The sequence below is a fragment of the Corallococcus sp. AB030 genome, assembly GCF_003668965.1.
Classification (GTDB): Bacteria; Myxococcota; Myxococcia; order Myxococcales; family Myxococcaceae; genus Corallococcus; species Corallococcus exiguus.
In genome coordinates this window covers 86313-108810 of the sequence record NZ_RAWQ01000004.1, presented here as the reverse complement: position 1 = coordinate 108810, position 22498 = coordinate 86313, and the positions used below count along the sequence as shown (strand labels likewise).

At 68.5% G+C, this 22498-nt stretch carries 17 protein-coding genes; 15 read left to right on the top strand and 2 right to left on the bottom strand.

Annotated features, from left to right (window positions below; all coding sequences use genetic code 11):
- Position 1: 1 nt before the first annotated feature.
- The 4 genes from D7Y15_RS45495 to D7Y15_RS01945 all read left to right on the top strand — a co-directional run bounded on the left by D7Y15_RS45495 (position 2) and on the right by D7Y15_RS01945 (position 7241).
- On the top strand, positions 2-1936 hold the full coding sequence (locus D7Y15_RS45495) for a hypothetical protein (RefSeq protein ID WP_233596655.1): 1935 nt from the start codon (positions 2-4) through the stop codon (positions 1934-1936).
- Entirely contained in the window at positions 1933-2667 is a 735-nt protein-coding gene (locus D7Y15_RS01955; RefSeq protein WP_120574769.1) for a hypothetical protein, read from the top strand. The genes D7Y15_RS45495 and D7Y15_RS01955 overlap by 4 nt, the downstream gene beginning before the upstream one ends.
- 11 nt (positions 2668-2678) lie before the next feature.
- Positions 2679-4073, top strand: a complete 1395-nt coding sequence (locus D7Y15_RS01950) for an EH signature domain-containing protein (RefSeq protein WP_120574768.1) — start codon at positions 2679-2681, stop codon at positions 4071-4073.
- Between the two features lie 114 nt (positions 4074-4187).
- Positions 4188-7241 carry a poly(A) polymerase gene (locus D7Y15_RS01945; RefSeq protein WP_120574767.1) on the top strand — a complete coding sequence of 1018 codons (3054 nt, stop codon included), beginning with the start codon at positions 4188-4190 and terminating at the stop codon, positions 7239-7241.
- Positions 7242-7256: 15 nt separating this feature from the next.
- On the opposite strand, the gene D7Y15_RS01940 is transcribed toward D7Y15_RS01945, so the two are convergent.
- A complete protein-coding gene (locus D7Y15_RS01940) occupies positions 7257-8438 on the bottom strand; it encodes a DUF6068 family protein (RefSeq protein ID WP_121751546.1) in 1182 nt (393 codons plus the stop codon).
- Positions 8439-8813: 375 nt separating this feature from the next.
- Between D7Y15_RS01940 and D7Y15_RS01935 the strand changes: the two genes are divergently transcribed.
- The 3 genes from D7Y15_RS01935 to D7Y15_RS01925 are packed head-to-tail and all read left to right on the top strand — an operon-like array spanning position 8814 to position 11191.
- Complete coding sequence (locus D7Y15_RS01935) at positions 8814-9587, top strand: zinc-dependent metalloprotease (RefSeq protein ID WP_121751545.1); 774 nt, start codon at positions 8814-8816, stop codon at positions 9585-9587.
- A 3-nt stretch (positions 9588-9590) separates the two neighbouring features.
- Positions 9591-10391, top strand: a complete 801-nt coding sequence (locus tag D7Y15_RS01930; protein WP_121751544.1) for a serine protease — start codon at positions 9591-9593, stop codon at positions 10389-10391.
- Between the two features lie 23 nt (positions 10392-10414).
- On the top strand, positions 10415-11191 hold the full coding sequence (locus D7Y15_RS01925) for a zinc-dependent metalloprotease (RefSeq protein WP_121751543.1): 777 nt from the start codon (positions 10415-10417) through the stop codon (positions 11189-11191).
- A 30-nt stretch (positions 11192-11221) separates the two neighbouring features.
- Here the strand turns inward: D7Y15_RS01925 and D7Y15_RS01920 are convergent, their stop codons facing one another.
- Positions 11222-11854: a TetR/AcrR family transcriptional regulator gene (locus D7Y15_RS01920; protein WP_120574762.1), complete on the bottom strand. Its 633-nt coding sequence runs from the start codon at positions 11852-11854 to the stop codon at positions 11222-11224.
- Between the two features lie 96 nt (positions 11855-11950).
- Between D7Y15_RS01920 and D7Y15_RS01915 the strand changes: the two genes are divergently transcribed.
- Genes D7Y15_RS01915 through D7Y15_RS01880 form a run of 8 tightly spaced genes read left to right on the top strand, consistent with a single transcriptional unit; the run spans position 11951 to position 22480 of the window.
- Positions 11951-13645, top strand: a complete 1695-nt coding sequence (locus D7Y15_RS01915; RefSeq protein WP_121751542.1) for an acyclic terpene utilization AtuA family protein — start codon at positions 11951-11953, stop codon at positions 13643-13645.
- Between the two features lie 36 nt (positions 13646-13681).
- A complete protein-coding gene (locus D7Y15_RS01910; RefSeq protein ID WP_120574760.1) occupies positions 13682-14848 on the top strand; it encodes an acyl-CoA dehydrogenase family protein in 1167 nt (388 codons plus the stop codon).
- Between the two features lie 11 nt (positions 14849-14859).
- The gene (locus tag D7Y15_RS01905; RefSeq protein WP_120574759.1) at positions 14860-15738 is read left to right on the top strand and encodes an SDR family oxidoreductase; all 879 of its coding nucleotides are present in this window, start codon (positions 14860-14862) and stop codon (positions 15736-15738) included.
- Position 15739: 1 nt separating this feature from the next.
- Entirely contained in the window at positions 15740-17356 is a 1617-nt protein-coding gene (locus D7Y15_RS01900) for an acyl-CoA carboxylase subunit beta (protein WP_121751541.1), read from the top strand.
- An 11-nt stretch (positions 17357-17367) separates the two neighbouring features.
- Positions 17368-19380, top strand: a complete 2013-nt coding sequence (locus D7Y15_RS01895; protein WP_121751540.1) for an acetyl-CoA carboxylase biotin carboxylase subunit — start codon at positions 17368-17370, stop codon at positions 19378-19380.
- Positions 19377-20150, top strand: a complete 774-nt coding sequence (locus D7Y15_RS01890) for an enoyl-CoA hydratase family protein (RefSeq protein ID WP_121751539.1) — start codon at positions 19377-19379, stop codon at positions 20148-20150. The genes D7Y15_RS01895 and D7Y15_RS01890 overlap by 4 nt, the downstream gene beginning before the upstream one ends.
- Before the next feature lie 55 nt (positions 20151-20205).
- Positions 20206-21816 carry an AMP-binding protein gene (locus D7Y15_RS01885; RefSeq protein ID WP_121751556.1) on the top strand — a complete coding sequence of 537 codons (1611 nt, stop codon included), beginning with the start codon at positions 20206-20208 and terminating at the stop codon, positions 21814-21816.
- Complete coding sequence (locus D7Y15_RS01880) at positions 21785-22480, top strand: pilin (RefSeq protein ID WP_121751538.1); 696 nt, start codon at positions 21785-21787, stop codon at positions 22478-22480. Before D7Y15_RS01885 ends, D7Y15_RS01880 begins: the two co-directional genes overlap by 32 nt.
- Positions 22481-22498: the final 18 nt, after the last annotated feature.

Below are 22498 nucleotides of genomic sequence, written 5' to 3'. Positions count from 1 at the left end.
CATGTTCGACCTGTCGGTCTTGCAGGATGAGTCCCTGCGGATCCCGCTGCTGATCATCGTGTCATTGACGCTCGTATCGCTCGGCTCCGTGGCATGGCGGAGGAAGCGGTTGGCGCAGGCCATCCAGGACGTGGAGGTCCACCTGGGGGACCTGCTGGCGGGGCGGCGTGATGAGCCAGGCGCGCGGGACGAGAGCCGCGCGCTGTGGCGGGCCGTCCGTGAGCAGCTCGTCTTTCCTCCGGGGAAGCAGGAGCTTCCAGGTCCCGTCCTCATGCGCTCGTCGCCCTCGCGAGAGCTGCGTGAGACTTGCCGCGCCTTGTTCCGGCACTCCATGGGGCATGGGATTGGAAGGAACCTGACGGGCATCGCCCTGGTCATGACCTTCGGGTTGCTGGGTGTCGTGCTGGTGGGGCCGGTCCAGGCGGCCCTGACGAGCACGGGCGCGGGAGGTGCTTCGCAGACGGACCTGCTCTCTCAAGCCATTGGCAAGATGGGCGCCAAATTCTTCATCTCCGCGGCGGGCCTGCTGGGAACGCTCTTCTTCCAGGCGTTCGCTTTCTCCTCCGAGCGACGGCTCCTGATGCGGCTGGATGCGATGCGCGCGAGCTTCGAGCGCATCACGCTCACCCTGGACGCGCACGAGATCTCCCTGGCTGCGGCCCGCCGGGATGCACTGGGCGCGCTGAAGACGGAAATCGTCCAGACCCGCAAGGACCTCTCCGACCGACTGTCCCACCTGGAGAGCGTGGAGGTGTCCCTCCAGGACATCGGGACAGAGGTCCAGAAGAACTTCGGGACGATGATGAAGGAGCAGGTCGGGGACGTCATCACGCGGCAGTTGGGCTCCGTCGAGAAGGCGGTTCGCGACATCGCGACGGACCTCCAGCGCTCCATCTCGATGGGCTTCACGGCGGCCCTGCAATTGGAGATGGCCGGCGTTCGCGCGCATCTGGACGCCATCCAGCAGGCGCTCGCGGGACAGCAGGAACATGACCTGGGGCGGATCCTCGAACAGCTTCGCGACACCGTGTCCGGTGGCTTCCATACCCAGTCCCAGGACATGGCTCGCCAGATGGCGGGACTCGTGGAGGTCCTGCCTCGGCTGGAGCAACAGTTCGAGGTGATGACGCAGAGCCTGGGCAGCCATGCGCGGCAGTGGGGCAGCGAGAACCAGCGCGCCGTCGAGGCGCTGGGCGAGAAGGTGTCCGAGCTGGTGGGGAGCTTCGACGGCGTCCGGGACAGGCTGGAGGGCAGCGGTTCCAACATCGTGAGCAGTTTCAAGGACGTGCTCACCGGGATGCGGGAGAGCTCCAGCGAGATGGTTCGCCTCGCGGCTCAGGCCTCCCTGAACATGCAGTCGAACTCCGTGCAGCAGTCCGGAGCCCTTCGCAATCAGATGGAGGAACTCCGCGTCCGCTCCGAATCGGACATGGGGCAGTTCCAGGCCCAGTCGCAGGAGTTCGTCAGGGTCATGAGGGAGACGCAGGACGGACTTCGCACCTTGACGAAGCAGATGAGTGACACTGCGGACAAGCTGGCTGCCGCCTCCCGAGGCGTGGGGGAGTCCCATCACAAGGCGGGCGTGGTCTCCGCGAAGATGGATGAAGTGGCTCAGCGGTTGATTGATACGGCCAATGCCTTCCAGCGACTGTCCCAGGAGCGATCGAGCGTCGTGAAGCAGGAGCAGACGCTCCTCATTGCTCAACGCGAGGCCGTGGACCGGGTGGGCCCGGTGCTCAATGCCTTGACCAAGACCTATGAGGACTCCGTCAGCCGACAGGCCCAGATCCTGAGCAGCCAGTGGACGGAGGTCATGCGCCGGCTCGACTCCGTGGTGGATCGCTCTTCCGGAGAGCTCGTCCAGGGCGTGGATGATCTCACGGAGACAGTGCAGCAGCTCAAGGAGTCCTTGAGGCCGCAGGTGGCGCGGCGATGAGTTCCTCGGGCGAAAGCAGTGACAGGTCGCTCGCGGACCTGATGGCGGGCGTCGCGGTGGTCTTCCTGCTCCTGGCCGTCATCTTCATCCTCGAAGCGCGCAAGCAGCGCGAGGAGGCCATCCGGGACAAGGAGGTCGCCATCGGCAAGGTGGACTCCCAGAAGGATGGGGTGCAGGCCTCGCTGGTGTCGCTGCGGGAGGACCTTGTCGTCCTGAACGCGGACCTGGACGGCGGTTTCATCGCGCTGAGTGGGCTGGACGGCGGCGTGAACGCGCTGGAGATCGAATTCAAGAACCTCCAGTTCGGTCTGGGAGAGTGCCGCACACCTCCTGCGTACGTGGAGCAGTTTCAGCAAGGCGCGGTTCCCCTCATCCATCGGGTCTGCGTGGCCGTGGATGCCATGCGTGACGCCGGAGCCGAGCCGTCCATCATCCTCGAAGGCCACACGGACGACCGCCCATTCCTGGGAACGAGCGGCGAGTGCGGCGTGCGCAACGGGATTGCCCGTTTCAGCTTCGAGAACAACGTCCGGGCCAGTGCGTCTCGGGCGCAGGAGGTGTTCTTCACGGTGCGGGACCAGCTCAAGGACGCTGGCTACGAGCGCGACTGCCTGGATGCGAACTTCGTGGTTTCGGGACGAGGTCAGACCGCGCCCCGGACTGGAACCGTCGGGAGTGAGCCGTCCAACCGCCGGCTCGTGCTTCGCGTTCGCGGCGACTTGCGATTGTAGCGGGGGGCTCCATGGGACTGGACGACTGGCTTGATGAGATAGGCGAACGGCAGAAGGTCGTCCTGGCCGGGCTCGGGACATTCCAGCAGCAGGTGGAAGAGGGAATGCAGCAGCTCTTCCTTCGCGTGGAGACAGCCCAGCAGCGTGCGGATGACCGTGAGCCCGATCGCCTCGTCAGGATGCGGCAGACGCTGGACGTCCCGGCGGTGCTCAAGAAGCTGCATGCGCAGGACTTCGCCAGTCTGACCCGCCGGGAGCGACGCGCGGTGCCGGGTCTATGGCGTGAGGTGGGCCCGGAGCGCATGGCCTGGTTCCTCGACCAGAGCCCGGAAACTCTGCCCCGGCTGGTGCGGCAGCGCCTCCGTGACTGGAGCTCATCCGAGGACGCCGCTTCTCAGCGCGACTGGGCGAAGCTGGTGGGCCAGCGTCCCCTGGCGAAGAGCGCCTTGCGGTGGGCGCTTCCCATGGCCGTCGAAGAGGCACTGGGCCCTGATGGGCCGGGCACGCTCGCGAAGCATTGGCTGGCCCATCCCCTGGTGGATGTGGTCGAGATGCTCAAGAACGCCGGTCTCAAGCCTGGGAACTCCTACGCGGGGCACGTCATCGCGAAGTACCTGCTGCGGAGGCTTCAGGCCCGGCAGGACGTGGCGGAGGGATTGAAGTTCCTCGTGGATGCGCCCCTGGGGCGGTCGTGGATGCCGCACAACAACACGGATGAGGTCGCGGTCTCGGCTCCGCTGGAGGCCCGTGTCGCGGTGGTCGCCGCCACCTTGGCGTGCTGGGGGAATGGCCAGGTTTCGTCTGACGTGCGGGGGCGGCTTGAGGAACGGTTGATCGCCAGGGACAGTGTCTTCGGGGATCCCCGGCTGACGACCTTGACCCAGGCGTGGCAGGCCGTACGTGCGTTGGGGAAGCCGGCGTTCGATGAGTTCCTGACTGCGCTCATCCAGCAGGACCTGGAGTTCTTCTTCGAGCGCGCGATGCACGAGCAGGACCGGCGGAAGTTCTGGTTGAACTACCTGGGGTCCATCCGCCGGACGACCTGCTGGCTCGACTCCGTGACGTATGACGCCCTGCACTCGAGGGTCGCGACGCTGCCCGTCGAACAGCAAGCCGCGTTCCGACGGGCGAAGCGGCTTCCACAGGGCGATACCAGCGCGTTCGAGTTGTCCTTCGAGAGGCACGTGGCGGTGGAGTTCTCAAGGACTGGAAACGCCACCTACATTTACGAGCATGGAGAGTCGACCCAGGTGCTGAGGCGCAAGGCCGTTGAACAGGCAGGCCATCTCAAACACAAGGGGGCGCTACGGTTGGTCCATACGCCCGGGTGGCAACTCCGGTTCGAGCAGGCACTCCTGGATCTGGGAATCGCGAAGGACCGCCGTGTGAAACGCAACGTGCGCTGAGCCGCCGGACCTTGTGATGGTGCCTGTCAGGCGGACTCACGCCGTCGCGTCAACGCGGCGCGTGCGCGGCCCATCTTGGCGTGCCTTCCAGTACCCTTCGCCACGAGCCCCGCCATGTCCCAGGAACGCTTCACGACCAGCCGCGAGGTGTATCACCGGATCCGGTGGGACTCGCGGCATGACGCCCGCGAGTTCGTCGTCGGTTACGACGCTCACCGCGGCGCGCTGGAGGAGATGCCCTTCGAGGCGTTCGTCCCCGACGGCGAGATTCCGTGGCACCGCGTCTGGTACTTCAAGCGCGGGACCCTGGTGGTGTGGGACCGCAAGGCGCGCATCGATCTGCTGAGCAATACCCGGCCCGCGGAAGAGACCGCGCCACCCCAGCCCGTCACGGTGCCTGGGTTCACGCCCTTGCCCGCATGGCGGTACGACGCGCGCGCTGGATCGTGGACCCAGGCCTCTCGTGAGCCGGGCAACGCGCCTCCCGCCGCGGCGCCGCTCACCGTCGCCACCTTCAACGTCCTCTTCGACCTGTACGACGCGCAGTTGCTGGCGACCGAACGCAGGATCCCGGCGGCGCTCGCGCTGCTCCGTGAGACCGACGCGGACGTCATCGCGCTCCAGGAAGTCACCCCGTCGTTCCTCAAAGCCCTGCTCTCCGAACCCTGGGTGCGCGAACACTTCTGGATGTCTGATGGTCCCGGCGCGCAGACCGTGACGCCCTACGGACAGGTGCTCCTATCGCGCGTGCCGTTCGCCTCCTTGTGGCAGCGCGTCTTCTCCCGCGACAAGCGCATCATCGCCGCCGAACTGCACCTGTCGGACGGAACGCTGTGGGTGGCCACTCCGCACCTGACGAGCGACCGGGATGCGTCCGGAGCCTCCGCGCGCGCCGTCCAGGTCGAGGCCCTCCTTGAGTGGGCCCGCGTGCTCGGCTCCACGAGCGAGACCGAGGCCCCGGACCTGGTGCTGGCCGGTGACTTCAACTTTGGCGACGGTGCGCCGGAAGCAGAGTCCTTCGCGCGCGCTGGTTTCGTGGATGCGTGGTCCTCGCTGAGACCTTCGGAAGCGGGGGAGACATTCAACCCTCGGTTGAACAGCCTGGCGGCGCTCACCACCGTCTCGGGAACGCTCCGGCGGTTGGACCGGGTGCTGGTGGTGTCTCCTTCGGGCCGGCTCGCTCCTGAGTCCGTGGAACTCTTCGGCGAAGCGCCCCTGGCGGGACCGCCCGGGCCCATCGGACAGGCCCTCTTCGCTTCGGATCACTTCGGCCTGCGCTGTGTCCTGCGCCGTAAGGCTATCGAGTCTCGCGAGGCGCCCTCCACGGCGCTGGTCCATCACACGGCCCTGGTACTCATCCCTCCTGACGACGTCTGGGGCCCCATCCAGGCGCTGCGCAAGAAGCACGACGCGAAGTTCCAGCGGTGGATGCCTCACATCACGCTGCTGTATCCCTTCGTTCCGGAAGAGGACTTCGAGACGGCGGAAGCCATCCTCTTGGATGCCCTTCAGGGCGTCGAACCCTTCGACGTGACGCTCTCCACGTTCGGCCACTTCGAGCACCGCGCCAATGCGACAGCGTGGCTCCGCCCTGACGACCAGCCCTCCGACGCGCTGGCGGCCCTGCACGCGAAGCTCGTGGCGGCCCTTCCCGAATGCGCCTCGTCCGCTCACGGTGGCTTCACGCCCCATCTCTCCGTGGGACAGCTTCCGCTCTCCGCGGACATCATCCGCATGCTCGGCGAGTGGCAGCGCGCATGGCGGCCGCTGAAGTTCCGCGTGGGCGAGCTCTGCCTCATCCGGAGGAAGGGTGACACTCCCTTCGAGGTCATCCGGCGCATTCCCCTGGCACAGGCGCCCCGCGCAATCCCGGAGTACGAAGACGCTCCGCTGCGCGATGCTCTGGCCTCCATCGGCGCCGCCGAGTCACACGAAGGACACGCCGCCAGGACCGCGGCGGTGGCTCAACTGCGTCAGCATTGCGAACGGATCGGCGCCACGTTGCATCCGTATGGCTCCTATCTCCTGGGCACGGATGGCGCGGGCAGTGACGTGGACGCGGTCGCCATCGGACCGGCGATCCTGCCCCGCGATGACTTCGCGCGAGCGCTCCTCCAGGAACTGGCACCGGGCACGGCCCGCTATGTGGCGGACGCCGCCATCCCGCTGGTGAAGCTATCACTCGGAGGCGTGAGCTTCGACCTGGCCTATGCGAGCCGTCCGGAGGGCGTGCCCCCGGAGGCCCCCCTGACGCTGCTTGAGCAGCACGGCGAGCGGCTCGACCCCGCGGGCCTCCGCGCTGTGTTGGGCCTGGCCGATACATTGGGCCTGATGAACGCCGTTGCTCGTGACGCCGAGCGGACCGCGCGGTTCCAGACCTTGATGCTCGCGGTGAAGGACTGGGCCAGGGCCCGGGGCATCTACTCACACGCGCTGGGCTATCTCGGTGGGTTGTCGTGGACGCTGCTCGCGGCCTGGGCCTGCACCCGCGCGACTCCGGAGGCCATGCGGTCCGACGCGGCGCTGCTCGCGCACTTCTTCGGCACCTTCGCCTCCTGGCCGTGGCCGCAACCCGTGACGCTCACGCCCGAAACCGCGCGCTACCGGCCTGAAGGAAAGCGCGATCTCCTGCCCGTCATCGCCCCCGCGCTCCCTGCTCGAAACACCGCGCGCAACGTGTCGCGATCCACCTACCGCGTCATCCGGGAGGAACTGCTCCGTGCTCGCGAGCTCGTGGCCAAGGCCCGGGCCTCACGCACGCCTTCCGCCTGGGCGACGCTTTTCCAGCCTCTGGGCGCCAATGAGACCCCACCAGTCATGTTGCGCCTGTCCGTCGACGCGCCCACCGCCGAGGACCGGGAGGTCGTCGCGGGGTGGATCCTCGGACACGTCACGGCCCTGGTGTATCGGCTGGAAGGAGACCGCCGTCTCTCCGTTCGTCCGCTGCAACCCGCACAGGCTTCAGGAGCGCTGCTCATCGGTCTGGAGGTGCGTGAAGCACGGGACGCGGCTGCGTTGTCCTGGCATCCGTCCAGTCCGTTGTTCGCGGCCGTGGAGGCGTTCCGCGCGTCCTTCCAGGAATGGACTCACCGCCCATCTGGCGCGGTGCTCCAGGTCGAATGGGTTCGTGGCAATGACAGCGCACGGAGCGACACTCCCGCTCCGTGACGCGTGTCACCCGCGTTACTTCTGTCCCGCGAGCCACGAGCCCCAGCGCACGATCTTCGTGCCGCCCTCGGGCTCGTTCTTGCCGCCCGGCACCACTCGCTCGGTGGTGTTGGCGAGCGGCTGGAAGCGCGCTTCATACGGCAGGCCCGCGAGCCCCGGCGCCCACGGGTCGGCCGCGTAGGTCTCGGAGAAGGCGCGCTGGGTGCCTTCGACGTCCTCGCTGCTCTGGGTGATGAGCGCGGGAACATTGTGGCCCTCCGCGCTGAACGTGCCCCGGGCGCCGTTGGCCGCCGCGGCGGGCGGCCAGTCCTCCGTGAACACCACCTCCGAGGGGATGCCCATCAGCAGCTCCTCCAGGGGCTCCGGCTCGGCCTGGGAGAAGTCGGAGCAGGGGGCTGCATTGGCGTCGACGGGGCCCTCGGTGCGCAGGAGGTAGCCGCGCTCCGCGGTGAAGCACACGCGCTGCACTCCGGGGCCAGGACCCACGTCCACGTATCGCTCGTAGTACGCGCCCGGGCCCAGGGGCCGCTCCAGCGCGGGCACCGGGGCGCTGGCATCGGCCGAGCCCTCACGGACCTCTTTGAGCTTCAGCTGGTATCCCCCCGGCACGCGGAAGCCGGCGGACTCCGTGCTCCCTTCAATCAGGCCACGGGCGAGGTACAGCGGGCCCGGCGCATTGGCATACACGCGCGTGCGCAGGGGACCATCGAAGGAGCGCTGGTCGGTGACGTAGCGCACGGCCTCCCAGTTGCGTCCCGCGCTGGAGGCGACCTCCGCGGTGGCCGTGCCTCCGTGCGGCACGTCGAGCGCGCGTGTCATGTCCGCGCGCACGGGGATGATCAGATCCTTCGCCAGCTTCGCCTGGGGCAGCGGCTTGCCGCCCTCATCGCTGTAGGCCGCGCGCACCCAGACCCAGGGTTGCTGCACGGCCACCACTTCCAGCGTCAGCTGTCCCTGGACCGTGCGCGCGGTGCCGCCACCGCGCGGCTCGGGACCCCGCGTCGCACTGAAGGAATAGGTGACGCGGTCTCCCACGCGTGCGCGCGCCCAGGCCTCGGCGGCCTGCACGGACGCCGCGTTGTCGGCTCGCGTGTCGGATGCGGAAGGGCCGCTCGACTTCGTGCTCTCGCAGCCGGGGAGGAACGACAGGGCCGCACCCAACAGCGCGGCAAGGGGAAGGGAAGGGCGCATGGTCATGGGGACGGGAAATACCGGGAGTGGATTCAATTCGCAGCTATCGCACGTTCAGTGAGGATTTCCGGAATAGTGGGAGTAAATGCGACCCTGGGGAGGGTGACCGATAAGAAGTCACCCGTGTCCGAAAATCAGTGAATCCCAGGGTGACGGGTAAAAACTCTGTCATAACAGCCACTTGGAATTCAAAGCGTCACGTGGCGTTACGCTCACATTCTTGGAAGCTGGAGTGCTGGCGCTCCAAGCAATTCAACAAAACCGGGTTATTCCCTCTGGAGCACGGCTGGCCCGGCAGTTGCTCAGTGGCTGGGCAAGCTGTCCGCGGCTGACGGGAAGGTCAGGCGGCAGCGGATCTCCCCCGAACCAGAGGAACGACGAATGTTCAAGAAGGCGGCAGTCCTCGTGGCGAGCTGTGGTGCGATGCTGTCTGGCTGCGGTACCGACCTGGAGACCGAGAACCAGGAGATCATCTCCAACCTGGTCGAGGCCGGTTTCCCCGCGGACGACATCATGGTCGCCGAGGGTCAGGTGTACGTGGGCCGTGACGCGCACGTCACCCTGGAGGCTTCCCGCGAGATGCTCCAGCCGGCGAGCAAGGAGACCCAGGAGCAGTACCGCACGACGAACGTCGTCAGCTCCAGCAAGACGAAGATCTGCATCAACCCCACGTCCACGTTCAACAGCTACACCCGCCTGAGCCAGGGCCTGGATCTCGCGATCCAGAACTACAACCAGCGCGGCCTGAGCTTCACGATGGCGCGTGGCCCCACCACGGGCTGCAGCGCGAACATCACCGCGACGGTGACCTCCGGCGCCGGCGGCTCCGCGGGCTTCCCGTCGGGCGGCAACCCCTACGGCACCATCAACATCGGCACCAGCCTGAACACCTACAGCGTGGACGTGAACGAGCACGTCATCACGCACGAGCTCGGCCACTGCATCGGCTTCCGTCACTCGGACTACTACAACCGCGCCATCAGCTGCGGCGGCGCCGCCAGCAACGAGGGCACGGCGGGCGTGGGCGCCATCCTCATCAGCGGCACCCCGAGCACCGCGACGGTCGGCGGCTCCATCATGAACTCCTGCTTCCGTTCGACGGAGACGGGCGAGTGGACCAGCTCCGACATCACGGCGCTGAACGCCATCTACTAAGCAATGGCGTTGCGACCCCTTGAGTCCTTCATGAGTCCGAGGGGTCGCATCCTCGCGGGCACCTTCATCCTCCTGGGCCTTACGGCCTGTGGAAAGGAAGAGGTGCCCGCGGAGTCCCATCCGGTGGTGTGTGAGAGCCCCGCGGCGTCGCGGGTGCGCCAGCCTCCGGAGGTTCGCGGCCAGACGCAGTGTGGCCCGACCGAGAACTTCACTCCCATCAACAGCTACCAGGGCGAGTTCGCGGACGTCGCGCAGACGGTCGAGGACGCGGTCGTCCTGATTGACGGGCGCTGCACCGGAACACTGATTGAAGCGAGCGCGGGTCCCGTGGTGGTGACGGCGGGACATTGTGCCTCTCTCGGTGACCGGCCGCTGCTCGTCTTCAACTTCGAGGAGCAGGCTGACGGAGACCCGCTCATCACCGAGGGCACCGTCATCGAGCAGTCGCTCGAACCCGACTACGCGCTCATCAAACTGGACGTGATTCCCCAGGTGACGCCGGTCCTGCTTTCAGCCGTTCCCAGCGAGCGGCTGGCCGTCATCCAGCATCCCCGGGGCAAGCCCAAGGTCATCGCCGAAGGCGACTACCTGGATGCCTGCGACTCGCTGGTCTACTACGTGGACCTGGACACCCTGGTCGGAAGCTCCGGCGCGGGCGTGCTCAACCGTCAGGGCCACCTGGTGGGCGTCCACACCGACGGCGATTGCGACGCGACCGGCCGTGGCGCCAACCGGGGTTGGACGATGGAAGCGATTGTCGCTGCGTCCCCGTACCTGGTGGACGCCGACATCGTCGCGCGCTGAAGCCAGACCGAGGGGAGACGACCATGTTCAAGAGTGCGGCAGTGCTCGTGGTGGGCTGTGGTGCGTTGCTGTCCGGCTGTGGGACCGACCTGGGGCCAGAGCACCAGGAGACCATCTCCAACCTGATCGAGGCGGGGTTCCAGGCCCGCGACATCAAGGTCGTGGACGAGTCCGTCTACGTGGGCGGCGACGCGCAGGTGAGCGTCGAAGCGTCCCGCGAGATGCTCCAGTCCGGTGGGGACAGCGAGGAGCAGTACCGGACGACGAACGTCATCAACAAGGCGGTCGTGAGGAAGATCTGCATCAACCCCACGTCCGCGTTCAACACCTACAGCCGCCTCAGCCAGGGCCTGGACCTGGCCATCCAGAACTACAACGCCCTGGGTCTCTGCTTCACGATGGTGCGGGGCCCGACCACCGGCTGCAACGCGAACATCACGGCGGCGACCGCGGCGGGCATGGTCTACAGCTCGGGCTACCCCTCCGGTGGCCTTCCCTACGGGACCATCAACATCGGCACGGGGTGGAACACCTCGCCGCTCGACACGGTCGAGCACATCATCACCCACGAGCTGGGGCACGCGGTCGGCATGCGCCACTCGGACTACTACTCCCAGGTCATCAGCTGCGGCACGGGCGGCAGCGAGGGCACGGCGGGCGTGGGCGCCATCCTCATCCCTGGCACGCCCTCCACGTCCTACGTGAACGGGTCCATCTTCAACGCCTGCCTCCCGGCGAACCCGACCGGTGAGTTCACCAGCACGGACATCACCGCGCTGACGTACCTCTACCGCTGCTGAGTCTGGCGAGAGTCCGGCGCGCGACCAGGCTCAGTCCGCCTGCGTCGCGCGCTTGGGCGTGAGCTGCGCTTCGAGCGTCCGCGCCCAGTGGGCCAGCACCTTGCGGCGCCGGGCCGTGTCGTCGTGGAGCAGGTTCGCCAACGCCAGGCCGCGGAGGAGGTCCAGCGTCGCACGCACGGCGTCGCGGACGTCGCGGTCGCGCTCGTCGAGCCCCAGCAGCTCGACGGTGAGCCGGTGTACTTCACGGCCGACGTGCGTCTCCAACGGCAGCAGGATGGCCTTCAGCTCTTCATCCGCTACGGCCGCCACCCAGAGGTGCGTCGCGGCGGTGAAGAGCGGGCCGGCGTAGACGTCGTGGAGCAGGTTCAGCAGCGGCTCGACGCGCCGCCGGCTCTCCGGCAGGCCCTTCGCGCGCCGCACCAGCTCTTCGACCTGCTGGCGGAAGACGTGCTCGACGGCGGCCGCGACCAGGGCCGCGCGCGTCGGGAAGTGGTGCTGGCAGGCGCCGCGTGACACTCCCGCGCGCTCGGCGATGGCGCCCATGGTCGCCCCCGCCCAGCCCTTCTCCACCAGCACTTCGATGGCGGCCGTCATCAGCTTCTGCCGCGTCACCCGGCTGCGCTCCTGCTCCTGCCGTGTCGTTCCGCTCGCCGTGCCGCTCATGCGGCCACAGTGTTGCGACGGGAAGAAAAAAGCAATCGTGATTGCTTTATTTGGACGTGGGGGACAGACTCGCCGCTCCCTGGTTCTGGAGGTGAGATGGACGCGCGTTCGCTGCGTATCGGCAATGCATCCGGCTTCTACGGCGACCGCTTCTCCGCGTTCCGGGAGATGCTGGAGGGCGGTCCGCTGGACGTCCTCACCGGCGACTACCTGGCGGAGCTGACCATGCTCATTCTGGGCAGGGATCGGCTGAAGAACCCGTCCAGTGGGTACGCGAAGACGTTCCTGCGCCAGTTGGAGGAGACGCTCGGCCTCGCGGTGCAGCGCAAGGTCCGCATCGTCGCCAACGCCGGTGGCCTCAACCCGGAGGGGCTCGCGAACGACCTGCGCACGCTCGCCACGAAGCTTGGGTTGACCGTCAGCGTCGCGCACGTCGAAGGCGATGACCTCGTCGGACGCGCGGACGAGCTGGGCTTCGAGCAGCCCCTCACCGCGAATGCGTACCTCGGTGGCTGGGGCATCGCCGCGTGCCTGGAAGCGGGCGCGGACATCGTCGTCACGGGGCGCGTGACGGACGCATCGCTCGTCGTCGGTCCCGCTGCTGCTCACTTCGGCTGGAAGCGCGACGATTGGGACCGCATTGCTGGCGCCATGGTCGCGGGCCACGTCCTGGAGTGCGGAGCCCAGGCGACCGGCGGCAACTTCGCGCGCTTCGGTGAAGTCGACGCGCGCCGTCCCGGCTTCCCGCTCGCGGAGATCTTCGCGGACGGGTCCAGCATCATCACCAAGCATCCGTACACCGGCGGCGCCGTCACCGTCGACACCGTGAAGGCCCAGCTCGTCTATGAGATTGGCGGTGCCCGCTACGCAGGCCCGGACGCGACGGCGCGCTTCGACACCATCGTGGTGGACGCCGACGGCACGGACCGGGTGCGCCTGTCTGGCGTGCGCGGTGAGCCGCCTCCTCCGGACGTGAAGGTGTGTCTGAACCGGCTCGGCGGCTTCCGCAGCGAGGCCCAGTTCATGCTCGTCGGCCTCGACATCGAGGAGAAGGCCGCGCTCGTGCGCGCCCAACTCGACGCGACGCTCGAGCCCCGGCCCGCCGAAGTCCTCTACACGCTCGCGCGCACCGACCACGCCGACGCTCCGAGCGAGGAGCAGGCGTCGGCGACGCTGCGGGTCACCGTGAAGGATGCCGACCCCAAGGTCGCCGGCCGTGCCTTCAGCGGCGCCGTGGTGGAGCTCGCCTTGTCCAGCTATCCCGGCTTCTTCCTCCCCTCGCTGCCCGGTGATGCTTCGCCCTTCGGCGTCTACACCCCGGCGTATGTGGATGCGCGCAAGGTGCCGCACGTCGCGGTGCTCCCGGATGGCCGGCGCATCGACGTGCTGCCGACGAAGGAGACGCGGGGGCTCGAAGCGGTCCCCGCGCCGTCGCTGCCCGCGCCGCTGCTGGCGGGCCCCACCCGGCGTGTACCGCTCGGCCAGGTGGCCCTGGCGCGCAGCGGAGACAAGGGTGGGGACGCGAACATCGGCGTCTGGGTCCGCACCGACGAGGCCTGGAGCTGGCTGGTGCACACGCTCACGGAGGAGCAGCTGCGCAAGCTGCTTCCGGAGGCGCGGGAGCTCAAGGTCCAGCGGCACGTGCTGCCGAACCTGCGCGCCCTGAACTTCGTCATCGAGGGCCTGCTCGGCGAAGGTGTCTCGTCCTCCACCCGTTTCGATCAACAGGCCAAGGCGCTCGGCGAGTGGCTGCGCTCGCGCCATGTCGACGTCCCTGAATCGCTTCTGTAGCGCCTTCGCACGCGCCCGAGCCCACCGAGGAAGCCCATGCAGCAGACCCAGGAACACCGCGCCATCCGCCAGACCGTCCGCAAGTTCGTGGAACAGGAGCTGAACCCGCACATTGACGCCTGGGAGGCGGCGGAGATCTTCCCGGCGCGAGAGGTCTTCAAGAAGCTGGGCGAGCTCGGGCTGCTCGGCATCACCAAGCCCACGGAGTTCGGCGGGCTGGGGCTGGACGCGTCGTTCTCCGTCGCCTTCGCGGAGGAGCTGGGCCATTGCACCTGCGGCGCGCTGCCCATGGCCATCGGCGTCGTGACGGACATGGCCACGCCCGCGCTCGCGCGCTTCGGCAGTGATGCGCTGCGACGGGAGTTCCTGGCGCCCACGCTGACGGGCGAGCGCGTCTGCTCCATCGCGGTGAGCGAGCCCGGTGCCGGCTCCGACGTGGCGAGCGTGACGACCACGGCGCGCCGTGATGGCGACGACTACGTCATCGACGGCAGCAAGATGTGGATCACCAACGGCATGCAGGCGGACTGGATCTGCCTGCTCGCCAACACGGGTGACGGGCCCGCGCACGCGAACAAGTCGCTCATCATCGTGCCCATGGACAGCCCCGGCATCACGCGGTCGAAGATCCGCAAGCTCGGCATGTGGGCGTCCGACACGGCGCAGCTCTTCTTCGACGGCGTGCGCGTCCCGGCGCGCTTCCGCATTGGCGACGAGGGGCGCGGCTTCGCGATGCAGATGCAGCAGTTCCAGGAGGAACGGCTGTTCGTGTCGGCGAGCACGCTGGTGACCTTCGACCGGCTCATCGCGCAGACGGCGGAGTACACGCGCCAGCGCAAGGCCTTTGGCCAGTCCATCCTCGACAACCAGAGCGTGCACTTCCGGCTCGCTGAGTTGCAGACAGAGGTGGAGTCGCTCCGGGCGCTCATCTACCGGACCGTCGCCATGTACATCGAGAACAAGGACGACCCGGAGGTCGTGAAGCTCGCCTCGATGTGCAAGCTCAAGTCGGGCCGGCTTGCTCGCGAGCTCGTCGATGGCTGCCTCCAGTACTGGGGCGGCATGGGCTTCACCTGGGACAACCCCGTCGCCCGCGCCTACCGGGACCTGCGTCTGGGGTCCATCGGCGGCGGCGCCGACGAGGTGATGCTCGGAATCATCAGCAAGGCCATGGGAACGCTGCCCCGCAAGGTGCGCGGCTGAGGAGCAATACGATGGGATACCGTTCAGTCTTCGCCCCGAACTCCTTCGCGGGCCGCACCATCATCGTCACCGGCGCCGGCAGTGGCATTGGCCGGTGCACTGCGCATGAGCTGGCGTCGCTCGGCGCGCACATCGTCCTCGTGGGCCGCAAGACGGAGAAGCTCGAAAAGGTCGCTGGCGAGCTCTCCGCCGAGGGCCACGCGTCCACGCAGCACGCCGTGGACATCCGTGACGAGGCCGCGGTGCGCGACATGGTCGCCGCCGTCGTCCAGAAGCACGGCCGCATCCACGGGCTCGTGAACAACGCTGGCGGGCAGTTCCCGTCGCCGCTGTCGCAGATCTCCAAGAAGGGCTTCGAGGCGGTCGTCTCCACGAACCTCACCGGCGGCTTCCTGGTCGCGCGCGAGGTGTTCACCCAATCCATGAGCGAGCACGGCGGCGCCATCGTGAACATGCTCGCGGATGCCTGGAACGGCATGCCGGGCATGGGGCACTCGGGCGCGGCGCGCGCCGGCATGTTCAACCTGACGCAGACGGCCGCCGTCGAGTGGGCCGCCTCCGGCGTTCGAGTGAACGCCGTCGCGCCCGGCTGGGTGGCCTCCAGCGGCCTGGACACCTACGAGGACCCCTTCGTCCGCGAGATGATCCCCTTCCTGCGCAAGCAGGTGCCCCTGCACCGGCTGGCCACCGAGGCGGAGGTGAGCGGCGCCATCGTGTTCCTGCTCTCCGACGTGGCGGCGTTCATCACCGGCGAGGTCATCCGCATCGACGGCGGCGCGTCCTGCAACACCAAGGCGTTCCCGCTGTCGGAGCACTCCAACTCGAAGCCCTACGACGGGTTCCATCTGGCCAAGGGGCCCGCCATCCTCGACGGCCCGAAGGAGAAGTGACGTGCCCACGCTCATCTCCCAGGTCGAACCGGCCTCCGCCACCTTCACCACGCAGCGCCAGGAGATGCTCTCCCGCGTCGCGGAGCTGCGCGCCATCGAGCAGAAGTCGCGCGACACCGAACAGCTGGCCCGGGACAAGTTCAAGCAGCGCGGGCAGCTGCTCCCGCGTGAGCGCCTGGCGCTGCTGCTCGACCGGGGTTCGCCCTTCCTGGAGCTCTCCACGCTCTGTGGCTACAAGCACCACGACGACAGCGACGGCTCGCTGGCCGGTGGGAACACCATCATCGGCATTGGCTTCGTGTCCGGCGTGCGCTGCCTGGTGTTCGTGAGCAACTCCGCCGTGAAGGGCGGCACGGCGACGCCCTGGGGTGTCCAGAAGGCGCTGCGTGCGCAGGAGATTGCCCTGCAGAACCGGCTGCCCGTGGTGTCGCTCGTGGAGAGCGGCGGGGCGAACCTGCTCTACCAGCAGGAGATCTTCATCCCGGGCGGGGAGACCTTCTACAACCAGGCGAAGTTGTCCGCGGCCGGCATCCCCCAGGTCACCGTCGTTCACGGTTCGAGCACGGCAGGCGGCGCGTACATCCCGGGCCTGTCCGACCACGTCGTCATGGTGCGCGGCAAGGCGAAGGTGTTCCTCGCTGGACCGCCGCTGCTGCTCGCGGCCACGGGCGAGGTCGCCACGGACGAGGACCTAGGTGGCGCGGAGATGCACACCACCGTGGCCGGCACCTCCGACCACCTCGCCGCGGACGACGCCGATGGCATCCGCATCGCGCGGGAGATTGTCGCGTCGCTCGGGTGGAATGACGCCCTGCTGGCGTCCGCGCGTCCCGCCTTCGAGCCGCCCCGCTACGCGGTGGAGGAGCTGTGCGGTGTCGTGCCCATGGACCACCGCAAGCCCTACGACTGCCGCGAGGTGATTGCGCGGCTCGTGGATGGATCGGACTTCTCGCCGTTCAAGGACGACTACGACGCGCTCACCGTCTGCGGCTGGGCGCGCATCGAGGGCCGAGCGGTGGGCCTCATCGGCAACAACGGGCCCATCACCGCGAAGGGCGCGACGAAGGCGGGGCAGTTCATCCAGCTCTGCTGCCAGGCGCGCACGCCCATCATCTACCTGCAGAACACCACGGGCTACATGGTGGGCACGCAGTCGGAGCAGGGCGGCATCGTGAAGCACGGCGCGAAGATGCTTCAGGCGGTGGCCAACGCGACCGTGCCGCAGATGACGCTCCTGCTGGGCGGTGCGTTCGGCGCGGGCAACTACGGCATGTGCGGACGCGCGTTCCACCCGCGCTTCATCTTCGCCTGGCCCAACGCGCGCACTGCCGTGATGGGCGGCGAGCAGGCGGCGAAGGTGCTGACCATCGTCGCCACGGAGAAGGCCCGGCGCGCGGGGCTGCCGCCTGACCAGGAGTTCCTGGACGGGATGGCGAAGCCGCTCATCGAGCAGTTCGACCGCGAGTCGGATGCCTTCCAATGCAGCGCGCGGCTGTTCGACGACGGCGTCATCGACCCCCGGGACACGCGGCGGGTGCTCGGGTTCATCCTGGCCACGTGCGACGAGGCTTCGCGCCGCACGCTGTCGCCCAACTCCTTCGGCGTCGCCCGGCTGTAGCGAGGAGAATCATGAAACGCATTCACAAGGTGCTGGTGGCGAACCGGGGTGAGATCGCCGTGCGCGTGCTGCGCACATGCCGCCGCCTCGGACTGCGCACGGTCGCGGTCTTCTCCGACGCGGACCGCGATGCCCCGCACGTGCGGCTCGCCGACGAGGCCATGCACCTGGGGCCTCCGCCCGCGAGGGAGTCCTATCTCTCCATCGAGCGGGTCCTCGCCGCGGCGAAGGCCTCCGGCGCGGACGCCATTCATCCCGGGTACGGCTTCCTGTCGGAGAACGAGGACTTCGCGCGTGCGTGCGCGGAGGCTGGCTTCGCGTTCGTCGGGCCGCCCGCGGAAGCCATCGAGCTGATGGGGAACAAGCGGCAGGCGAAGCTGCGCATGCAGGCCGCGGACGTGCCCTGCATCCCCGGCTATGAGGCGGCACGCCCTGGTGAGTCCCTTGAGGACGAAGCCCTGGTCCGCGAGGGTCAGCGCGTCGGGTTCCCCATCATGGTGAAGGCAGCGGCGGGTGGTGGCGGGCGTGGCATGCGGCTCGTCCGCGAGCCGGGCGCGCTGCTCGACGCCATCCGCTCGGCGCGCTCGGAGGCGACGAACGCGTTTGGCAGCGGCGAGCTCATCCTGGAGCGGGCCATTGAAGGCGCGCGTCACGTGGAGGTGCAGGTCTTCGCGGACGCGCATGGCAACGCGGTGCACCTGGGCGAGCGTGACTGCTCCGTTCAGCGCCGGCACCAGAAGGTGATTGAAGAGAGCCCGTCTCCGGCCGTCACGCCCGAACTGCGCGAGCGCATGGGGTCCGTGGCGGTGCAGGCCATCCGCGCCATCGGGTATCGCGGCGCGGGGACCATCGAATTCCTCCTGGCTCCGAACGGCGATTTCTTCTTCATGGAGATGAACACGCGCCTCCAGGTGGAGCACCCGGTGACGGAGCTCATCACCGGACTCGACCTGGTCGAGTGGCAGCTGCGCGTCGCGGACGGCGAGCCGCTCCCGCTGACGCAGCCGGAGATCACCTGGCGCGGACATGCCATCGAGGCGCGCCTGTGCGCGGAGGATCCGGCCAGGGGCTTCCTCCCCCAGACGGGCCGGCTCCTCGCATGGGAGCCGCCGTCGGGGGAGGGCGTCCGCGTGGATCATGGCGTGCGCGAGGGGCAGGACATCACGCCGTTCTATGACTCCATGCAGGCGAAGCTCATCGCATACGGACCGGACCGCGAGACGGCGCGTGAGCGACTGGCCGCGGCGCTGCGCGAGCTGACGGTGTTCGGCGTCACGACGAACAGTGCGTTCATCCAGCACGTCCTCGAGCATGAGGCGTTCCGCTCCGGCCGGTACGACACGGGCTTCGTCGGCGCGCACACTCCGCCGGAGATGCTGCAAGAGCTCGGGAAGGCCTCCCTGGAGGACCAGGCCATCCTGGCCGCTTTGCTCTTCCACGACGACGCGCAGGCGCTCGCGCGGAAGGGGGGCTTCGACGCGACGCTCACCGGCTGGAGCAGCTCCTATGCCCTGCCGGTGCCGGTCAGCCTGCATGACGGTGCTTCGGAGTTCCGCGCCTCGGTGCGCCCCGTCGCTCCGGAGGCCTACGAGGTCCGCGTCGGTGATACCTCGTTCGCGCTCTCCCTGCGCGGCCTCGGTGCCGAACGCGCGGAGGTGGAGGTGGCGGGCCGCCGTCGCGCGGTCTGCTACCGCCGGGCGGGTGGCACGCTGTGGTGCTCGCTGGACGGCATCACGCGCCAGCTGCGCGACGTCTCCTTCCGGCTGCCCTCCGAACGCGAGCGCGCCAGCGACGGCCGCCTGCGGGCGCCCATGGATGGCCGCATCATCCGGGTGAGCACCGAAGTCGGCGCGACCGTGAAGAAGGGCGACGTGCTGGTGGTGCTCGAAGCGATGAAGATGGAGTCGTCCCTCATCGCACCCACGGATGGCGTGGTCACGGCGGTGAACGTCACGGTCGGGGCGCAGGTGCCGGCACGGCATGTCGTCGCGGTCGTCTCCCCCGCAGCGAAGGAGGCAGCATGAGTGAAGCACCGCTCGTCCGGTACGAAGTCTCTCGTGGCGTCGCGACCCTGACGCTCGATTCGCCGCGCAACCGCAACGCGCTTTCGCGGGCGCTCGTCACGCAGCTGCTGGAGCGGCTGAACGCCGTGGGCGCCGACTCGAGCGTGCGCGCGGTCGTCCTCGCGGCCACCGGCCCCGCGTTCTGCGCGGGGGCGGACCTCTCGGAGATGGCGGACGGTGGCGCCGCGAAGGCGCCGGGCGTGCTGCTCGACGTGCTGCGCACGATCGTGACGCTGCCCCAGCCTGTCGTCGCGAAGGTGGCGGGGCAGGTGAGGGCGGGCGGCATCGGCATCGTGGGCGCGTGCGACGTGGCGGTCGTCGCGGAGTCCGTGAAGTTCGCCTTCACGGAGGCGCGCATTGGCGTGACGCCCGCGGTCATCTCCCTCACCACCCTGCCGCACCTGACCAGCCGGGCGGCGAGCCGCTACTTCCTCACCGGTGAGGCCTTCGACGCGGCCGAAGCCGCGCGCATCGGGCTCATCACCTCCGCCGTGCCGGACGCGTCACTGGATGGCGCCGTCGAGCAGATCCTGGAGACGTTCCGGGTGTCGTCTCCGCAGGGCCTGCGCGAGACCAAGCAACTGGTGGCCTCTGGCCTGCGCGCGCGCATCGATGCCGGGGGTGCGGAGATGGTCGCGCTCTCCGGCCGGCTGTTCGCCTCCGAGGAGGCCCAGGAGGGGATGCTCGCCTTCCTGGAGCGCCGGCCTCCCGCGTGGGCCGCGCCGAAATAGGCCGCGGGAGCACCCGGTTCGACCCGACGCCCGAACGGGCGGAATGGAGCACACGATGTCCGCGATCCAGGCACCTCAGGCCCCGCGCATCAGCCGCGTCTCGCTGGGAGACATCGTCCACCGGTCGGCGTTGCGCTGGCCGGAGCGGACGGCACTCGTCGACGGGGACCTCGAGTTCTCCTACGCGGAACTCGACCGGCGCTCGAACGCGTTCGCGCACTACCTGCTCGCACAGGGCCTGCCCCAGGGTGCGAGCATCGCGATGCTCTGCGGCAATTCCGCGCAGATGCTCACCGCGTTCATGGGCATCTACAAGTCAGGGCTCGTCTGGGTGCCCATCAACACCGGCCTCTCCGTGGAGGCGGTCCAGTACATCGTCGAACACGCCGAGGCGACGCACGCCGTCGTCGACGCCGAGCTCCTCGCGAAGCCCGGGCTGCGGGCGATGCTCGATGCGCTGGGCACCCGCGTCATCGTCTGCGTGCCGGAAGGGCAGGCGGCGCCGGGCGGGGACACGGTCGCGTTCCTGGACACGCTGAAGGGGCAGCACGGCACGCTGCCGGAGGTGGCCATCCAGAGCGGCCAGCTCGCGCAGATCATGTACACCAGTGGCACCACCGGCCAGCAGAAGGGCGTCATGCATTCGCATGCGTCGGTGCAGGCGGCGCTGAGCGGGAACCTGTTCGAGCTGGGCATGCGCCCCTCGGACTCCACCATCTGCGTGCTCCCGATGTTCCACTGCGCGCAGCACGCCATCGTGATGACGTTCCTGCTGGCCGGGGCGACCGTCGTCGTGCGGCGGGCCTTCGACCCGGGCGCGATGCTCGCGACCATTGAACGGCGCGGCATCACGTTCCTGCTGGGCCTGCCGGTGATGTACGGCGCGATGCTGGCGCACCCGGCGCGTCCGGCCACGAAGCTGTCCAGCCTGCGCCTGTGCCTCTACGTGATGGCGCCCATGGCGCGCACGATGCTCGTGGAGCTCATCGAGCACTTCTGCCCGGGCGGCTTCGCGCTCGCGTCGGGGCAGACGGAGATGTACCCGGCGACGACCATGTTCAAGCCGGAGCAGCAGCTCAAGCGGTTTGGCTCGTACTGGGGCGACTCGGTCGTGACGAACGAGACGGCCATCATGGACGACGAGGGCCGGCTGCTCGGGCGCGGCGAGGTGGGGGAGATCGTCCACCGCGGGCCCAACGTGATGCTCGGCTACTACAAGGACCCGGAGGCGACCGCGCGGGCGAGCGCCTTCGGTTGGCACCACACCGGCGACCTGGGCATGTTCGACGCCGACGGCCAGCTCCTCTTCGTGGACCGCAAGAAGGACATGATCAAGACAGGCGGAGAGAACGTCCCGTCCATCAAGGTCGAGGAGGTCCTCCTGCGTCACCCCGCCGTGCTTCAGGTCGCGGTGGTGGGTCTGCCGCACTCACGCTGGGCGGAGGCGGTGACGGGCTTCGTCGTGCTCAAGCCCGGCGTTTCCGCCACGGAGGCGGAGATCAACGCCCACTGCCGCCAGCACCTGGGTGGGTTTGAAGTGCCCAAGGCCATCGTCCTGCTCCCGGCCATGCCGCAGACCAGCACGGGCAAGGCCCAGAAGTTCGTGCTCCGTCAGCAGTACGCCCGGCACTACGATGCGGGGCGTGACGACCCACAGACCCCCTGAGTCCGCCGCGCCGAAGAAGACCGTCCTGCCTGGAGTCGCACTGGGCTTCGCCATCACGAGCCTGTGCGTGGTCTTCCTGTGGCCCGTGGGCCTCGTGCTGGCCATCATGGCGATGGTGAAGACAGGCAAGCCGGAGCATGCCGGGCGCAGGGGGCTCGCCATCGCGGCCCTCATCGTGGCGGGACTGGGGCCCTTCGTCATTGGCATCGTGGCCGCCATCACCATCCCCAACTTCATCAGGTTCCAGGCGCGCTCGAAGCAGGCGGAGTGCAAGGTCAACCTGAAGGCGGTCTTCACCGCGGCGAGGGTGAGCATGGTGGACGAGCAGCCCCTGGTCAGCCTCGATGCGATGGGCATCGAGCCGGGACCGCGCAATCGCTATGCCTACCTGCTGCGGATGCCGGAGGAAGTCATCCCCGTGGGGGCGGCCTTCCCCGCGATCGATCCGGCTGAAATCCAGGCGGCCCTGGCTCAGGCGGGCGTGGAGCCCGGCGTGGAGGGGACGTGTCCCGACTGCGTCGTGACGGCCGCGTGCGTGGGCAACGTGGACAACGATGACACGCTGGACGTGTGGAGCATCTCCACCGTCAATCGCACGGCCGCCAACGGTGAAACCATCGAGCTGGGCACCCCGTACAACCACGTGAACGACGTCCGGCAATAGCAGTCCCGGAGTAGGGTC

What these genes read in the sequence shown, in the direction of transcription:
- D7Y15_RS45495 (WP_233596655.1), top strand. Translation starts at nt 2, where the DNA reads ATGTTCGACCTGTCGGTCTTGCAGGATGAGTCCCTGCGGATCCCGCTG.
- D7Y15_RS01955 (WP_120574769.1), top strand. Translation starts at nt 1,933, where the DNA reads ATGAGTTCCTCGGGCGAAAGCAGTGACAGGTCGCTCGCGGACCTGATG.
- D7Y15_RS01950 (WP_120574768.1), top strand. Translation starts at nt 2,679, where the DNA reads ATGGGACTGGACGACTGGCTTGATGAGATAGGCGAACGGCAGAAGGTC.
- D7Y15_RS01945 (WP_120574767.1), top strand. Translation starts at nt 4,188, where the DNA reads ATGTCCCAGGAACGCTTCACGACCAGCCGCGAGGTGTATCACCGGATC.
- D7Y15_RS01940 (WP_121751546.1), bottom strand. Translation starts at nt 8,438, where the DNA reads ATGACCATGCGCCCTTCCCTTCCCCTTGCCGCGCTGTTGGGTGCGGCC.
- D7Y15_RS01935 (WP_121751545.1), top strand. Translation starts at nt 8,814, where the DNA reads ATGTTCAAGAAGGCGGCAGTCCTCGTGGCGAGCTGTGGTGCGATGCTG.
- D7Y15_RS01930 (WP_121751544.1), top strand. Translation starts at nt 9,591, where the DNA reads ATGGCGTTGCGACCCCTTGAGTCCTTCATGAGTCCGAGGGGTCGCATC.
- D7Y15_RS01925 (WP_121751543.1), top strand. Translation starts at nt 10,415, where the DNA reads ATGTTCAAGAGTGCGGCAGTGCTCGTGGTGGGCTGTGGTGCGTTGCTG.
- D7Y15_RS01920 (WP_120574762.1), bottom strand. Translation starts at nt 11,854, where the DNA reads ATGAGCGGCACGGCGAGCGGAACGACACGGCAGGAGCAGGAGCGCAGC.
- D7Y15_RS01915 (WP_121751542.1), top strand. Translation starts at nt 11,951, where the DNA reads ATGGACGCGCGTTCGCTGCGTATCGGCAATGCATCCGGCTTCTACGGC.
- D7Y15_RS01910 (WP_120574760.1), top strand. Translation starts at nt 13,682, where the DNA reads ATGCAGCAGACCCAGGAACACCGCGCCATCCGCCAGACCGTCCGCAAG.
- D7Y15_RS01905 (WP_120574759.1), top strand. Translation starts at nt 14,860, where the DNA reads ATGGGATACCGTTCAGTCTTCGCCCCGAACTCCTTCGCGGGCCGCACC.
- D7Y15_RS01895 (WP_121751540.1), top strand. Translation starts at nt 17,368, where the DNA reads ATGAAACGCATTCACAAGGTGCTGGTGGCGAACCGGGGTGAGATCGCC.
- D7Y15_RS01890 (WP_121751539.1), top strand. Translation starts at nt 19,377, where the DNA reads ATGAGTGAAGCACCGCTCGTCCGGTACGAAGTCTCTCGTGGCGTCGCG.
- D7Y15_RS01885 (WP_121751556.1), top strand. Translation starts at nt 20,206, where the DNA reads ATGTCCGCGATCCAGGCACCTCAGGCCCCGCGCATCAGCCGCGTCTCG.
- D7Y15_RS01880 (WP_121751538.1), top strand. Translation starts at nt 21,785, where the DNA reads ATGCGGGGCGTGACGACCCACAGACCCCCTGAGTCCGCCGCGCCGAAG.